We start from the raw sequence: 15,737 nt of genomic DNA on the forward strand, positions 1-15,737 counted from the left end.
AGGGCGTTGACGATCAGCGGTTTTTCACACGCTCAATCGCCGTGTCATACACCGGATTGGCCTTCTGCTCCTTGGCCAACTGGTAGTGGCGCAACGCATCCTGGAACTGCCCGGCCGCTTCATAGATCCGCGCAATGTTGTAGTAAGACCCGGCACGCACGGTCGCCGCATTGGCACCCGACGCCAACGCGATGGCCTTGCGGTTGGCCCAGATCGACTCGGCTGTGTTGCCGGCCTTCTGATACGCCAGACCGAGGTTGCCGTAAGCCTTGCCGAAGCTGTTATCCAGATCGATGGCCTGGCGGAAGTAATCGATCGCCTGGTCCAGGTTACCCGCCTGGTAGGCCGCTTCGCCTTTCAGGTTCAGCTTCTTCGCATCAGCCTGTACGGACGAACTGACAACCACTTCAGTGACGGCCACGCTGTCATCCAGCAACGGTTTGACTTCGTTCAGCACATTTGCCGCATCCACGGTGACGCCGGTGAAGCTGTTGATGTCCTGGAAGTCGCCGCTGCCGGTCATGCGGAACACGGTCCACAGGTTGCCGGTGCGGTTTTTCGGCACGTAGTAGGTGCGTACCAGGGATTGCCCCATGTACACGAACACCTTGGCCTCGCTGTCGGACAGCTGGCTCGAATTCGGGTAGGACTGGTTGGAGTAGTCATGCACGGCATACACGTAGCTTTCGCCGTAGTGTTTTTTCTGCAGGGTGATGGTTTCCGGGCCGTAGCTGTCGGTGTCATCGACGTCCAGCTCGGCATCAGTGCCCTTTTTGCTGGCGTAGTAGATGTTGTTGCCCGGGAAAATCATGTGGGAGTCGAGGTCTGACGGGTTGCGGCCCCAGGTCAGCACGACGCGCAGGCCGTCGAGGTTTTCCATCACCGGGCTGATCGCGTAGGTCATGCCCTTGCATGGGCACTTCACCACCAGGTTGGAATAGCCGGGCTTCTTGATGATCAGCAGGCTGCTGCCATCATCGGCGGCCGCGCTGGTGAGGACCACCTGGCCTTGGGCGTTGGTGCGGCCCACGACGTTTTGCGCGCCGTTGCGTTGCAGCAGCACTTCGGCGTCGGCGATTTTCTGGTCCTTGACCACTGCGCTGAGCACTTCAATCGGCAACTGTTCGGCCTGGACTGAAAACGCTACCGCACACAATGACATCGCCGAGGCGACACGAAGCAAACCCATGCTTAACTCCCTTTAAGTAGTGGGCGGAATCGCCCTACAAGATTTTGCGCTGCAACATACGCTGAATTCAGCGAGCTGGCAGTTTTTTTGTACAAAATGTGACGTGGTTTTTATCGCGCCAGCCCTCAGAAGCATTGCGCTACAATCAAGGCTTGCTACCCAGGAGTACGCTGCGATGAGCGAACCGACGTTTGAGCAAAAACAGGATCATTACCACAAGATCCGCCGGTCCAATTACCTGGCCAGCCTGCGCCTGGAGGGGTTCGACACCCAACCGGCCGATGTCGACAAGCCCCTGCCGACCCGCGAAGCCGTCCTTGCCAAGTACCGCGACACCCCACGCTGATGCTCGACAAATATGGCGTGGGCCAGGACCCGTACTGCTATCCCGGTAGCAGCGTCCTGCGCAACCGCCTCGATTTGCACGACGAAGCCCGCCTGCACCAGGCTGAGCGGGAACTCTCCGAAATCGCCGTAGGCAACCTCCCGCTCTTCCCACCGCCCTACGACCTCGATCGCCTGCAGCACATCCACCGCATCCTGTTCGGCGACCTCTACGACTGGGCCGGCGAACTGCGCAGCGTCAACATCCAGAAAGGCGACACCCTGTTCTGCACCCCGGAACGCATCCCACCGGAAGCGGCGAAAATCATCGGGCATATGGAAGCGGCCAACTGGTACGTCGGCGCGACCCAGGCCGAGTTGGTGACGCAGATTGCCGAGGCGTACGGCGACCTCAACGTCATCCATCCCTTCCGCGAAGGCAACGGCCGGGCACAGCGGATTTTGTTTGAACAAATCATTGTGAATGCGGGGTTTTCGGTGAACTGGTGGCTGGTGAAACACGCCGCGTGGGTACCGGCGAATATTGATGCAGTGGCGTGTGATTATCGGGGGTTGGAGGCGATTTTTGAGCGGTGTATCAGCAGGCCTGCCAGCAATTAATCGCTCCCAGCCACACCGCTGAACCTGTGGGAGCTGGCTTGTCGAGTCGTCGCACCGCTGCGATGGCGGTGTATCAGCCGATAATTCCCTACCTGACCCACCGCCATCGCGGGCAAGCCCGGCTCCCACAGTTGGCGCGATTTTCCTGTGAAATCACTGCCAAGCTGCCAACGCCGGACGCCGCTGTAAGAAACCTCCAAACACCGTGACATCCGCGTCTGAAACTGCTTAAAACACTCACGCGCCCCTCTACAAAACCCATATTCGCCTGTCCGAAACTAGCGCCCTTTCCACGGCCTGGACAACACCCTATGAACATCGAAAGGACTCAATACATCGGCCACTACGGCGTCACTTTCACCGTGCTGCGCGTTGCTGTTTTACCTGCCGATCGGAACGCGCTGGCAAACCTCTGCCTACTAGACGCTGGCGCGTCCGCAAATAAGGTCCGCCAACAACTGGTGGATCTCTACGGAAAAATGCTTGCTCGCGATTTGCCTTGCAGGATGACTATCGCGATCACCAAACCGCTAACCCGACAGCAGGCGGATCTGTTCAATGAGCGCGGGACCATCATCGCTGTGTTGCTAGCGGGGGCTTTCAGTGCGCCAATTCATCCATTTTCGAAACCCGTGGCACGCGTCGCGGCCACAACTGTGGGCGTAATCACCAAAAGCTTCATTCGCACCTATCACGCAGGCGATGTGGTTATTGGAATTGAAGCGCAGGTCGAAGGTGGGATAGGCCCCCAGCGCTCCATGTCTGCAATGGTTATTCCATTCATGGGGGGCATCACCCGATGATGGAGTACCTGCAATGGCTGATTTTTATTGTGTTGAACGTTTTCATCGACAACAAAATACGCGCGCAAAACCTAAGGAAGTATGTCGGTTTGTCTCTGCTAGCCACAGGGCTGGCCTGTGCAATATGGCTCCCTTACTGGGCGCACGAAGCCCAGTTGCCCAGCGTGCCGATAGGCGCAATCCTATTAGGTTCGGGACTGTTCCTGGACCGACACCGCTACAATCGAACCCAATCCGCTCACCCACTGCTTGTGGCACCCACGCTTAACTTGGCCGCCGATTTCCCAGACGACCCCCTCATGCTTCATCTTCTGCAACTCATACATGAAGATGTGGGCCTGCCCAAGCACCAGGCCATTAACCTCAATACCTCAATCAACCACGACCTCGGCTGTAGCAGTAGCGAGGCCAGACGATTGATGGCAGCGCTGAAACAAGATTTCGGTTTGAAACTCGGTGACTATAAAAGCAACCGCTACTTCAAGCGCCGAGGTTTCGACGTCTATTTGCGATATGTAGAAAGAGGGTGCGAAGGCAAGACGCCACTCACCATCAACATGCTCTACCAAGCCATCAAAGCCAAACGCTGGGACTCTGAGACGCTCGAAGCAATCGGTTACCCGTCGTCATGAGTATCTATCTGCAAACAGCCTTTTTCCTCGGCCTTTACTTGCTGCTGCATCTACAAATCACAGACCCCACCCTCAGAAAGCGTTTCGCACTCACATTTCTCGTGGCCGGGCTCACTTTGATGTTCCTACTACCCTACGTAGCGGTGATTCTCAGAATGCCCTTCCTACCTGTCTTCGTATTCTTGATAGGCTTGGCACTCTTCATCACCCGAAACCAATACCGCCTGCAACGCGACCATCCCCCTCACCCACTCCTGCGTGCCCCCACCATGAACCTCGCCGCCGACTTCCCCGAAGACCTCGCCATGCAGCAACTCCTGCAACTGCTGCACGAAGAAATCGGCCTGCCGAAACACAAGACCCTGCGCCTGCAAACCTCGATCAACTTCGACCTCGGTTGCGACGGCGCGGAGGCCAAGCAGTTCATGGAAGCCGTGGAGGAGGAGTTTGCCCTCGATATGGGCGACTACGACGCCTATCGTTACTTCAACCCGCCGGTGTTCGATGTCTTCCTGAAGCACCGCGCCAAGGGCCGCGGCGACAAAATCCCACTGACCATCGGCATGCTGTACCTGGCGATCAAGACCCACAGCTGGGACACGCAAACCCTGGAAAACCTCAGCTGACCCCATCAGAGGGAAGGAACAAGTGACCTGTGGCGAGGGAGCTTGCTCCCGCTGGACTGCGCAGCAGTCCCAGCTTTTTCAACAAAGACGGGGCCGCTTCGCGACCCAACGGGAGCAAGCTCCCTCGCCACAGGTAGGATGTTCGCTCTCGACCCCCCTGCATTCGATCTGCGCTAATCTGGCGAGCCACGCACGAAACAACAAGGACCTTACATGGACGTAACAATGGGCCTGCTGGCCGCCTTGCTCTGGGGCGGCACGGACTTCCTCGTGGGCCTCAACGCCCGCGCCGTCGGCGTTAAACGCGCGGTGTACTTCGGCCAAGCCCTCGGCTTTTTGATCATGACCCTGTTACTCGTTATCTTCCCGGCCTTCCTCTTCAAGTCCCTTGATGCCCCGCTGAGCGTCTGGCTCCTCGGCATCGCCGCCGCACTGTTCACCGTCTCCGGCGCCCTCGCACTGTCCAAGGCGTTCGCCCTGGGCAAAGCCGCCATCGTCGCGCCACTGGTGACGTCCTACGGCGTAGTCACCACGCTGCTGTCCTGGGCCAGCGGTGAGCACATCAGCCTGCTTCAACTGGGCTGCATCGCCCTGTGCGTGATCGGCGTGATCCTCTCCAGCCTCCACAAGGACAACGGCGTCCCCCACAACAACCCACGGCTGTCCATCGCCTACGCCATGCTCGCCGCAACGCTGTACGGCACCAGCTTCTGGCTGCAAGGCCGATACACGCTGCCGGCGCTGGGGCCGATCAGCATGTTGTGGCTGGGTTATCTGGTGGGCCTGTGCGTGCTGGTGATGATGGTGCTGAGGATCAAGGATGGCCTGAAAATCCCGCCGCTGAAAAACTGCGCGACGTTGACCGGGGCGAGCTTGATGAACCTGGGTGGGTTCTCGGCGTTTTCGTGGGGGGCGATGGCGGGGTCAGTGTCGGTGGTGACGGTGATCAGTACGTTGTCGGGGGGGATTGCGGCGATTCTGGGGTTTGTGTTTTTCAAGGAGCGGTTGTCGGCGGTGCAGGTGTTGGGGGTTGTACTCGTACTCGTCGGCGCCGTGGTCCTGCACATCGCCAACTAACCTCCCGCGCACAAAAAAGCCGCCTACAAGAGGCGGCTTTTTCACAACGATCGAATCTTACAACTTAGGACCTGCAGCCTTGATCGCATCGCTCACTTCAAACTTCTTGAAGTTCTCGATGAACAAGCCAGCCAGCGCCTTCGCGGCTTCATCGTAGGCAGCCTTGTCGGCCCAGGTGTTGCGTGGGTTCAACAGGCCAGTTTCAACGCCCGGTACGGCCAGTGGCACGTCGAGGTTGATGGTGTCGAGGTGTTCAGTTTCAGCACCGATCAACGCGCCGCTCTGGATCGCTGCGATCACGCCGCGAGTGGTCGGGATGTTGAAGCGGTTGCCGACGCCGTAGCCGCCGCCGGTCCAGCCGGTGTTGACCAGGTAGACCTTGGAGCCGAAGCCGCGGATGCGCTTGATCAGCAGCTCTGCGTATTCGCCAGCCGGACGCGGGAAGAACGGTGCGCCGAAACAGGTGGAGAAGGTCGACTTGATGCCGCCGCCGGAACCCATTTCGGTCGAGCCCACCAGTGCGGTGTAGCCGGACAGGAAGTGGTAGGCCGCTTGTTCTTCGCTGAGGATCGACACCGGTGGCAGTACGCCAGTCAGGTCGCAGGTCAGGAAGATCACCGCGTTTGGCTCGCCGCCCAGGTTCTTCTCGGAACGCTTGGCAACGTGCTCCAGCGGGTAGGCAGCGCGGCTGTTCTGGGTCAGGCTGACGTCGGTGTAGTCGGCGTGCTTGGCGTCGTCGATGACGACGTTTTCCAGCACGGCGCCGTGCTTGATGGCTTTCCAGATGACCGGCTCGTTCTTCTCGGAGAGGTCGATGCACTTGGCATAGCAACCGCCTTCGATGTTGAACACCACGCCTTCGCCCCAGCCGTGTTCGTCGTCACCGATCAGGTAACGGCTTTCGTCGGCGGACAGGGTGGTTTTACCAGTGCCCGACAGACCGAAGAACAGGGTCACGTCGCCTGCTTCGCCGATGTTGGCGGCGCAGTGCATTGGCAGCACGTCAGAAGCCGGCAGCAGGAAGTTCTGCACCGAGAACATGGCTTTTTTCATTTCACCGGCGTAACGCATGCCAGCAATCAGCACTTTCTTCTGGGCGAAGTTGAGGATCACGCAACCGTCGGAGTTGGTGCCATCACGCTCTGGCACGCACTCGAAGTTGGCCACGTTGAGCACTTGCCATTCATCACGGCCGGCCGGGTTGTACTGGGCCGGGTTGATGAACAGGCAACGACCGAACAGGTTCTGCCAGGCAGTCTGAGTGGTCATTTTCACGGCGAGGTAGTGGTCTTCGGCCGCACCTACGTGAACGTGGGAAACGAAATGCTCTTGCGCGTTGTTGAACGCCTCGACGCGAGCCCACAGGGCATCGAACTTGTCGGCCGGGAACTTGCGGTTGATCGGGCCCCAGGCGATGGCGTCCTGGGTAGTAGGCTCTTCAACGATGAAACGATCGACTGGCGAACGACCGGTACGGTGACCGGTTTCTACGACCAGCGCGCCAGTATCGGCAAGCACGCCTTCACCGCGCTGCAGGGCTTCTTTGACCAGATCGTCAACACTCAGATCGGTGTATACGGCGTTATTGGCTTGCGTCATGAGGTTCCCCGTCGGCCTATGGCCGAGTGCTCCAAACGTTTTGTAGTAGAAAGTTGCGCACTACTACCGCGAAAAAAGTGGGCCGGATTATGCCAGAAAAGCCCAAAAAGAGTAGGGCCCTCCCGTCAGAACTGCGCTAATCCGGCGTTTGTCAGGTGATTTACCTGTGCTTAAACGTTTTAGTGGCGGGTATCGGAAGGGGTGTCGATGCCTGCGCCGGCGAACAATTGCACTACATCGGCGGCATCGAACAGGTAACGCTCATTGCAGAACTGGCAGTCGATCTCGATGTTGCCGCCGTGTTCCACCACCAGGTTCTGCGCGTCTTCCAGGCCCAGGCTGACCAGGGCGTTGGCCGAGCGCTCGCGTGAGCAGCTGCAATTGAAGCGCAGGGACTGTGCGTCGAATAGACGCACGGCTTCTTCGTGGTAGAGACGGTGCAGGATGGTTTCGTTGCTCAGGCCCAGCAGTTCTTCCGCCGTGAGCGTGCCGGCCAGGGCGGTGAGGCCGCGCCAGCTTTCCGCGCGATCGTCGTCGTCCTTGATGCGGTCGGCGGGCAGTTGTTGCAGCAGCAGGCCACGGGCGCGATGGCCGTCAGCGTTGAGCCAGAACTTGGTGCCCACTTGCTGGGACATCACGAAATAGTTGGTGAAGCAGTCCGACAGGGTCTCGCCGTCGAGGTCGACGATACCCTGGTAGCGCTGGCCTTCGGTCGGGTCGACGGTGAGCGCCAACACGCCGTTGGGCATCAGGTCGGACAGGGTCGCGTCCGGGGCGATCTGGTCGGCCTCGTAACGGGCCAGGCCACGGATGTCGCGCTCGCTGGAGCATTCGATCATCAGCAACGGGATCGGGCCTTCGGAACGGGCCTGCAGGATCAGCAGACCGTCGAACTTCATGGTGCCCACCAGCAGCGCCGCAGCCGCCATCAACTCACCGAGCAACTGCGCGACCGGCTCAGGATAGGCGTGCTTGGCGAGGACTTCGGCGTAGCTGCGCTCCAGCGACACCAGTTCGCCCCGGGCGTCGGTCTCGTCGAAGATGAAGCGTTGGGTGAAGTCGGTATCCGGTAGATCAGTCATAGGTCTGGGTATCTGAATTGAAGAATATTGACGCGAAGATGCTGCAGTTTATGAACAAACCGAGGCAGTTCCAAGCCAACTGACGCTTTGGGCGATTGCCGGTGGCCTCAGTCGTCGTTTCCGCTGCCGCGAAACTTGAACAGGTCGCGACGCTGTTTTTTGCTCGGTTTGCCATCGGTGGTCATGCCGATGGCACCGGCCTTGCGCATCGCCGCCGCATTTTCGCGCTTGGCGATGCTGGCGTCGGTCTCGGCGTACAGCGCCTGGGCTTCAGGCGCACCGCGGCGCACAGTGGAAAGCGCCTGCACTACGACTGTCTTTTCATCAAACCCTGCACGAATCTGGAACTCATCTCCGACGCGCGGTTCCTTGCCCGGCTTGCAGCGCTCGCCGCGATGGTGCACCTTGCCGCTCTCGATGGCGGCCTTGGCCAGGGCACGGGTCTTATAAAAACGCGCCGCCCACAGCCACTTGTCCAAACGGACCTTTTCTTCCTCTTCCTGCTTTTGAGCCACTTGAATTCCTCGCTCTGAAAAATGTCGCAACTTTACCGTTGAAACCCTTCGACGCATAAACCTCAAGGCTCACCTAAGATACGCCAGGCAGCTGGAGTTTTACGTGACTTTCCATTGCATCGACTGATTACCGGTACCTGAGCGATATCTGTCGCCATTTGCCGAATATTCTGCGTGAATACCGCGAATTCGGCGCCACCCCTTCACGGATGGTCGGGGATTGTCACAATCCATGCGCAGTTGGACGTTACTGTCCTCGAAGACTACGAAACATTTCTGAATGACCGGTTACCCATATTGAAGACATTTGACCATTTGACCGTTGTGGGTCTGCGTGAGTGGGTGGCACTTCCCGACCTGGGAGTGGCCGGCCTGCGCGCCAAGATCGACACCGGCGCCAGCACCTCAAGCCTGCACGCCACCGATATCGAGCCTTTTGAGCGCGACGGTGAGAACTGGGTGCGCTTTACCGCGCACCTGGGCAGCGTGGTGCAATTGCGTCACCGCCGCTGTGAAGCGCCCCTGGTGACAATGAAAACCATCAAGAGCTCCAACGGCCATGCGCAGGTGCGCTATGTGATCAGCACCACCCTCGCGCTGGGTGATCGGGTATGGCGGGTGGAATTCACCCTGGCCTGCCGCAAAGCCATGCGTTACCGCCTGTTGCTCGGCTCCAAGGCGCTGATTGATGGCCAGTTGGTGGTTAATCCAGGCGTCAAGTACGTTCAAGACAAGCCGGTGTTCCCGGTCTCTACTATTTCTGCCCCAGGTGCTGCATGAAGATTGCTGTGCTGTCGCGAAACCCGCGTCTGTATTCCACCCGCCGCCTGGTCGAGGCCGGCACCGAACGTGGCCACGAAATGGTGGTGATCGACACGTTGCGTGCCTATATGAACATTGCCAGCCACAAGCCGCAGATCCACTACCGGGGCAAACCCCTGGAGGGCTTCGATGCGGTCATCCCGCGTATCGGCGCTTCGGTGACCTTTTATGGCTGCGCGGTGCTGCGCCAGTTTGAAATGATGGGGGTGTTCCCCCTCAATGAATCGGTGGCCATCGCCCGCTCGCGGGACAAACTGCGCTCGCTGCAACTGCTGTCACGCCGGGGCATCGGCTTGCCGGTCACCGGTTTTGCCCACTCACCGGACGACATCCCCGACCTGATCGAGATGGTCAACGGCGCACCGCTGGTGATCAAGGTGCTGGAAGGTACCCAGGGCATCGGCGTGGTGCTGTGTGAAACCGCGACGGCGGCAGAGTCGGTGATCGAGGCGTTCATGGGCCTCAAGCAGAACATCATGGTGCAGGAATACATCAAGGAAGCCGGCGGTGCGGATATCCGCTGCTTCGTGGTGGGCGACAAGGTGATTGCGGCGATGAAACGCCAGGCCAAGCCAGGCGAGTTCCGCTCCAACCTGCACCGTGGCGGCAGCGCCAGCCTGATAAAGATCACCCCGGAAGAGCGCATGACCGCACTGCGAGCGGCCAAGGTCATGGGGTTGAGCGTGGCAGGTGTGGATATCTTGCGCTCCAACCACGGGCCGCTGGTGATGGAGGTCAACTCATCGCCAGGCCTGGAAGGGATCGAAACCACCACGGGCAAGGATGTGGCGGGGATCATCATTCAGCACCTGGAGAAGAATGGCGGGCCGAATATGACGCGGACCAAGGGCAAGGGCTGATTTCACGCTCTCTACCAGCCACCACAAAAAACTGTGGGAGCTGGCTTGCCTGCGATGAGGGCGGCACATTCAACATAATTGTTGACTGAACCACCGCTATCGCAGGCAAGCCAGCTCCCACATTGGGTTACTGGGTGTCTGTTAGACCGCATCTCTGGGCAACATCAGCCCAAGCGGCAAACGCACCCGCGCCTCCAGGCCTCCGCCTTCGCGGTTGCGCAGCTCAACATTGCCGCCATGCATAGAAGCAATCCGCCGCACAATCGCCAGCCCAAGGCCAGTGCCTTTGCCACCCCGGGCACGGTCGCCACGGGTGAACGGGTTGAAGATGCCTTCCAGCTCCGCCGGGTCGATCCCGGTGCCACGGTCCATCACGCTCAGCACGACATAGGGCGCAGCACTGTCGCCGGACACATACGCCGCCACTTCCACATCTGAACCCGCGTGATGCAAGGCGTTGCCGATCAGGTTGTTCAACAGGCGCTTCATCGACACCCGACGTAGCGCAAACGGCTGGATCGGCTCCAGGCGCATGCGCACCTGTTCGCCATTCTGGTTGTAAGGCGCCACCACCTCACGCACCAGGTCAGTCAGGTCCACTTCCTCAACCACTTCGTCACGGCCATCACGGATAAACGCCAGGAACTGGTCGAGGATCGCGTCCATGTCCTCGATATCCCGCACCATGTCGTCGGTGAGGTCGTTATGGTTGCCCATCAACTCCAATGACAGCCGCAAGCGCGTCAACGGTGTGCGCAGGTCATGGGACACCCCCGCCAGCATCAGCTCGCGTTCGCGCCCGGCCTGTTCGACGTCCTCCGCCATCTGGTTGAAGGCGCCGTACACCTCGGTCATCTCACTGGGCGTGTCGCTGACCGGCAGGCGCACACTGCGCCCCTGGCCCAGTTGGCGGGCAGCAAACACCAGGCGTTTGAGCGGTTGGTTGAGCTGGCGCACGAAAATCCACGCGGACGCGGTCGAAAGCAAGCCAATGGCCAGGAACCAGCCCAACACGTTCCAGATCTTCTGCCCCCGCAACGGGTGCGGGTACAACGGCACTTTCAACCAATCCTCACCCAGGCTCGGCGCGCGCACCCACAACGCGGGCGACACATGCATGCGCAGCCGCACCTCGGTGTCTTCACCCAGTTCGGCCTGCATCTGGCGCTGGTAGATCTCGCTGTAGGGCCAATGCTGCTCACCCTCCGGCACACCGGCGCCGGCGACGCGCACCAGGGTGGCGGCCTTGGCGATCTTCTCGCGGTTCTCAGGGTCGGCGGCCCAGTAGGCGCGCAGCGTCAGGGCGACACCGTGACTGTATTGTCGATCCACGAGCACGTCCTCGTTCATCAATAGATAAACCAGCGTGAGTGCCTTGGAAAACAGAACGACGATCAGCACCAGCCAAAGGGTGCGGGAGAAAAAGCTTTGCGGGAACCACAGCGGGGTTTTCATAGAAGACAGCTAGACACCTTGCAGGAATGAGCGGCGCTCGCAGAATTGCAGACGCCGGGCATCCCGTCGACCCTCACGGCGCCGAACCCATGGATGCCCGTTCCTGCAAATCTTCGGTCACTTGGTTGCAGTGCCATCCGGCACAAACACGTAACCCACGCCCCACACGGTCTGGATATACCGTGGCTTGGACGGGTCCGGTTCGATCATCCGGCGCAGACGGGAGATCTGCACGTCGATGGAGCGCTCCAGGGCGTCCCACTCCCGGCCACGGGCCAGGTTCATCAGCTTGTCGCGGGTCAGCGGCTGGCGGGCGTTCATGACCAGCGCCTTGAGCACGGCGAATTCGCCAGTGGTCAGCATGTGCACTTCATCGCCACGCTTGAGCTCACGGGTCGCCAGCGACAGCTCGTAGTCGCCAAACGTAACGCTTTCGTCTTCGCTGCCCGGTGCGCCTGGAACCGGCGGTGCCTGGCGACGCAATACGGCCTTGACCCGCGCCATCAGCTCGTCCGGGTTGAACGGCTTGGCCAGGTAGTCATCAGCGCCCAGCTCCAGGCCCTTGATGCGGCTCAGCTCATCGCCCTTGGCGGTCAGCATGATGATGGGGATCTGGTTGTTCGCGCTGCGCAGGCGCTTGCAGGCGGTCAGGCCGTCTTCGCCCGGCAGCATCAGGTCGAGTACGACCAGGTTGAATACTTCACGCCCCAGCAGACGATCCATCTGCTCGGTGTTCGGCACCGCGCGGGCACGGTAGCCCTTGGAGTTGAAGAAACGCTCCAGCAGGCTGCTCAGCCCCGGATCGTCATCAACGATGAGAATTTTTTCGCCTTCAGCAGTTTGTGCAGTGCTGCTCATTGGATGCTCCTCTTATCTCGGCGCGCATTATGGCGTAGCTGCCGTTATACGCACCGTGTGCATTGTTAGCAGATTTTTCCTCTACTGCCAGCGAACCCGCGCCCTACAACCTTTGGCACAGTCCCCCCAAGGACAGAACGCTGGTTATAATGCGGCGCCTTCGTGCAGGGCAACGTCAGATCGTTACCGTTTACTGCCGGGCTTTTTTTACCCGCTTGTCGTGATTTTTTCGATTTCGAGGGTCAATAGGCTGCCTCTTGACCCAGGCAGCGGCGCCAGTCGGGCCGCTCAACCAGCCGCGCAAGGCCTTGTTTTACGGGCCTGCGGGCTGCTTTCAGAATTTCAGGTGGTTTTATGGACAGCATCAACAGCCGCATCGCCGAGGAACTCGGTGTACGCCCGCAACAGGTCGAAGCGGCCGTCGCTCTACTGGATGAGGGCTCCACGGTGCCCTTCATCGCCCGTTACCGTAAAGAAGTGACCGGCAGCCTCGACGACATCCAACTGCGTCACCTGGAAGAGCGCCTGCGCTACCTGCGAGAACTCGACGAACGGCGTATCAGCATCCTCGCCAGCATCGAGGAACAGGGCAAGCTGACCCCTCAGCTTGAGCGCGACATCAAGCTCGCCGACACCAAGACCCGCCTCGAAGACCTCTACCTGCCGTACAAGCAAAAGCGCCGCACCAAGGGCCAGATCGCCCTGGAGGCCGGCCTCGGCGAGCTGGCCGACGGCCTGTTCAACGACCCGTCGCTGACCCCGGACACCGAAGCCGCGCGCTTCATCGACGCGGAAAAAGGCGTCGCCGACGTCAAGGCCGCCCTCGAGGGCGCCAAGTACATCCTCATGGAGCGCTTCGCCGAAGACGCCAGCCTGCTGGAAAAACTGCGCACGTACCTGAAGCAAGAGTCCATCCTCAGCGCCCGCGTGATCGCCGGCAAAGAGGAAGAAGGCGCCAAGTTCCGCGATTACTTCGAGCACGACGAACCGCTCAAGAGCATGCCGTCCCACCGTGCGCTGGCGATTTTCCGCGGGCGCAACGAAGGTATTCTCAGCTCCGCGCTGAAAGTCGGCGACGAGCTGCCGGGCACCATGCACCCGTGCGAAGGCATGATCGGTCAACAATTCGGCATCCAGAATCAGAATCGTCCTGCGGATAAGTGGCTCGGCGAAGTGGTGCGCTGGACCTGGAAGGTCAAGCTCTACACCCACCTCGAAACCGACCTGCTCGGCGAGTTGCGTGACGGCGCCGAAACCGAGGCGATCAACGTCTTTGCCCACAACCTGCACGACCTGCTGCTGGCCGCACCGGCCGGCCCGCGCGCCACCCTGGGCCTCGACCCGGGCCTGCGTACCGGCTGCAAGGTCGCGGTGGTCGATTCCACCGGCAAGCTGCTGGACCACGCCACCGTGTACCCGCACGTGCCGCACAACAAGTGGGACCAGACCCTGGCGATCCTCGCAGCGCTGTGCGCCAAGCACGCCGTGGACCTGATCGCCATCGGCAACGGCACCGCCAGCCGTGAAACCGACAAGCTGGCCGCCGAACTGATCAAGAAATACCCCGCCATGAAGATGACCAAAGTCATGGTCTCCGAGGCCGGCGCATCGGTGTACTCGGCGTCGGAACTGGCCTCCAAGGAATTCCCGGACCTCGACGTGTCGATCCGTGGCGCGGTGTCCATTGCCCGCCGCTTGCAGGACCCGCTGGCCGAACTGGTGAAGATCGACCCGAAATCCATCGGCGTCGGCCAGTACCAGCACGACGTGTCGCAGCTGAAACTGGCGCGCGGCCTGGATGCGGTGGTGGAAGACTGCGTAAACAAGGTCGGCGTGGATGTAAACACGGCCTCCGTCGCCCTGCTGGCGCGTATCTCCGGCCTGAACAGCACCCTGGCGCAGAACATCGTTACCCACCGTGACGAAAACGGCGCCTTCAAAACCCGCGCCGCGCTGAAAAAAGTCGCTCGTCTGGGTGAGAAAACCTTCGAACAAGCCGCAGGCTTCCTACGCGTCATGAACGGCGACAACCCACTGGATTCGTCCGCTGTCCACCCGGAAGCCTACCCGCTGGTGCAACGCATCGCCGCCGAAACCGACCGCGATATCCGCTCGCTGATCGGCGACGCCGCGTTCCTCAAGCGCCTGGACCCGAAGAAGTACACCGATGAAACCTTCGGCGTACCGACCATCACCGATATCCTGCAAGAGCTGGAAAAACCTGGCCGCGACCCGCGTCCCGAGTTCAAGACCGCCGAGTTCCAGGACGGCGTCGAAGACCTCAAGGATCTGGAGCTGGGCATGATCCTCGAAGGCGTGGTGACCAACGTGACCAACTTCGGCGCGTTTGTGGATATCGGCGTCCATCAGGACGGTTTGGTGCATATCTCTGCGCTTTCGGAGAAATTCATCAAGGACCCGCGTGAGGCGGTGAAAGCCGGTGACGTGGTCAAGGTCAAGGTCATGGAAGTCGATATCCCGCGCAAACGCGTCGGCCTGTCGATGCGCATGAGCGACACCCCCGGCGAGAAAATCGACGGTGCCCGTGGCGCCCGCCCAGGCTCGGCGCCGCGCCAGTCGCAGAACCGCTCGGAAAACACAGCGCCGCGCAAGGAAACCGCGACCGCAGCGCCAAGCAACAACGCCATGGCCTCGCTGTTCGCCAACGCCAAGCAGCTGAAGAAACGCTGATGGAGATCCCGGCCGGCTTGACCCAGAGCGCGTTCAGCGAACTGATCGGCTGCCGCCTGCAACGCCTTGAAGAAGGCGTTGCCGAGGTGGCCCTGACCCTGGAGCCGCACCTGCGCAACCGCGCGGGCAAGCTCCACGGCGGGGCGATTTTCAGCCTGGTGGACATTACGATGGGGCTGGCCTGTTCCAGCGTCCATGGTTTCGACCAGCAGAGCGCGACCATCGAGTGCAAGATCAACTACATCCGCGCCGTCGAAGACGGTGACGTGCTGTGCACCAGTCGGGTGATTCACGCCGGTCGACGCACCCTGGTGGTCGAGGCGGATGTGTACCAGGACGAAAAACTGGTCGCAAAAGCACAAGGCACCTTCGCTGTCCTATAGCTCCCCACCCTCGATTTGAGTTAATTTCGGCGCTGCACTAAACGGCGTCGGAATTTTCTTGCTGCGCTATAGCCAAATTCATGGAGTGAAGTCGGCTTTTTCTGAGCGAGTCAAATCGACTCTAGACCAGGCGATCACGCCAGTTTTAACTTCACCCTTGTAGACCGTCCTGCCCACCCCCATATTGGGGCGACTGACGC

General features: G+C 60.3%; 16 protein-coding genes. 10 read left to right on the plus strand and 6 right to left on the minus strand.

The features are described from left to right. Positions 1-13 precede the first annotated feature (13 nt). Entirely contained in the window at positions 14-1,189 is a 1,176-nt protein-coding gene (locus tag DBR46_RS10995; protein WP_124526201.1) for a tetratricopeptide repeat protein, read from the minus strand. Between the two features lie 175 nt (positions 1,190-1,364). Here DBR46_RS10995 and DBR46_RS11000 point away from each other — a divergent pair, with 175 nt between their 5' ends. The 6 genes from DBR46_RS11000 (at position 1,365) to DBR46_RS11025 (ending at position 5,272) form a co-directional block, all read left to right on the plus strand. Further along, positions 1,365-1,535: a YhfG family protein gene (locus DBR46_RS11000; protein WP_124526202.1), complete on the plus strand. Its 171-nt coding sequence runs from the start codon at positions 1,365-1,367 to the stop codon at positions 1,533-1,535. Then, positions 1,535-2,134, plus strand: coding sequence for a putative adenosine monophosphate-protein transferase Fic (locus tag DBR46_RS11005; protein WP_124526203.1), 600 nt, complete (start codon positions 1,535-1,537; stop codon positions 2,132-2,134). Before DBR46_RS11000 ends, DBR46_RS11005 begins: the two co-directional genes overlap by 1 nt. Before the next feature lie 311 nt (positions 2,135-2,445). Beyond that, positions 2,446-2,937 (plus strand): hypothetical protein, encoded by a 492-nt coding sequence (locus tag DBR46_RS11010; protein WP_124526204.1) that lies wholly within the window; start codon positions 2,446-2,448, stop codon positions 2,935-2,937. Continuing rightward, the gene (locus DBR46_RS11015; RefSeq protein WP_124526205.1) at positions 2,934-3,569 is read left to right on the plus strand and encodes a DUF1493 family protein; all 636 of its coding nucleotides are present in this window, start codon (positions 2,934-2,936) and stop codon (positions 3,567-3,569) included. The genes DBR46_RS11010 and DBR46_RS11015 overlap by 4 nt, the downstream gene beginning before the upstream one ends. 269 nt (positions 3,570-3,838) lie before the next feature. Further along, positions 3,839-4,195 carry a DUF1493 family protein gene (locus DBR46_RS11020; RefSeq protein ID WP_124526206.1) on the plus strand — a complete coding sequence of 119 codons (357 nt, stop codon included), beginning with the start codon at positions 3,839-3,841 and terminating at the stop codon, positions 4,193-4,195. 213 nt (positions 4,196-4,408) lie between these two features. Continuing rightward, positions 4,409-5,272: a DMT family transporter gene (locus tag DBR46_RS11025; protein ID WP_256659273.1), complete on the plus strand. Its 864-nt coding sequence runs from the start codon at positions 4,409-4,411 to the stop codon at positions 5,270-5,272. Between the two features lie 57 nt (positions 5,273-5,329). Here the strand turns inward: DBR46_RS11025 and DBR46_RS11030 are convergent, their stop codons facing one another. From DBR46_RS11030 to DBR46_RS11040, 3 genes are all read right to left on the minus strand, one after another. Then, on the minus strand, positions 5,330-6,871 hold the full coding sequence (locus tag DBR46_RS11030; protein WP_124526207.1) for a phosphoenolpyruvate carboxykinase: 1,542 nt from the start codon (positions 6,869-6,871) through the stop codon (positions 5,330-5,332). 179 nt (positions 6,872-7,050) lie between these two features. Beyond that, on the minus strand, positions 7,051-7,953 hold the full coding sequence (hslO, locus tag DBR46_RS11035; RefSeq protein WP_124526208.1) for an Hsp33 family molecular chaperone HslO: 903 nt from the start codon (positions 7,951-7,953) through the stop codon (positions 7,051-7,053). A gap of 107 nt (positions 7,954-8,060) precedes the next feature. After that, a complete protein-coding gene (locus DBR46_RS11040) occupies positions 8,061-8,468 on the minus strand; it encodes an RNA-binding S4 domain-containing protein (RefSeq protein ID WP_124526209.1) in 408 nt (135 codons plus the stop codon). A gap of 330 nt (positions 8,469-8,798) precedes the next feature. Between DBR46_RS11040 and DBR46_RS11045 the strand changes: the two genes are divergently transcribed. Together DBR46_RS11045 and rimK are read left to right on the plus strand one after the other, a co-directional pair. Next, a complete protein-coding gene (locus tag DBR46_RS11045) occupies positions 8,799-9,248 on the plus strand; it encodes an ATP-dependent zinc protease (protein ID WP_177325340.1) in 450 nt (149 codons plus the stop codon). Then, positions 9,245-10,150, plus strand: a complete 906-nt coding sequence (gene rimK, locus DBR46_RS11050) for a 30S ribosomal protein S6--L-glutamate ligase (protein WP_003187674.1) — start codon at positions 9,245-9,247, stop codon at positions 10,148-10,150. The genes DBR46_RS11045 and rimK overlap by 4 nt, the downstream gene beginning before the upstream one ends. 141 nt (positions 10,151-10,291) lie before the next feature. Here rimK and DBR46_RS11060 read toward each other — a convergent pair whose 3' ends face one another. Further along, positions 10,292-11,605: an ATP-binding protein gene (locus DBR46_RS11060; RefSeq protein WP_017737551.1), complete on the minus strand. Its 1,314-nt coding sequence runs from the start codon at positions 11,603-11,605 to the stop codon at positions 10,292-10,294. 117 nt (positions 11,606-11,722) lie between these two features. Further along, complete coding sequence (ompR, locus tag DBR46_RS11065) at positions 11,723-12,463, minus strand: two-component system response regulator OmpR (protein ID WP_017737550.1); 741 nt, start codon at positions 12,461-12,463, stop codon at positions 11,723-11,725. A gap of 354 nt (positions 12,464-12,817) precedes the next feature. Between ompR and DBR46_RS11070 the strand changes: the two genes are divergently transcribed. Next, complete coding sequence (locus DBR46_RS11070) at positions 12,818-15,154, plus strand: Tex family protein (protein ID WP_124526211.1); 2,337 nt, start codon at positions 12,818-12,820, stop codon at positions 15,152-15,154. Further along, positions 15,154-15,537: a PaaI family thioesterase gene (locus tag DBR46_RS11075; RefSeq protein ID WP_124526212.1), complete on the plus strand. Its 384-nt coding sequence runs from the start codon at positions 15,154-15,156 to the stop codon at positions 15,535-15,537. The genes DBR46_RS11070 and DBR46_RS11075 overlap by 1 nt, the downstream gene beginning before the upstream one ends. Positions 15,538-15,737: the final 200 nt, after the last annotated feature.

Source organism: Pseudomonas sp. KBW05 (assembly GCF_003852405.1).
Classification (GTDB): Bacteria; Pseudomonadota; Gammaproteobacteria; order Pseudomonadales; family Pseudomonadaceae; genus Aquipseudomonas.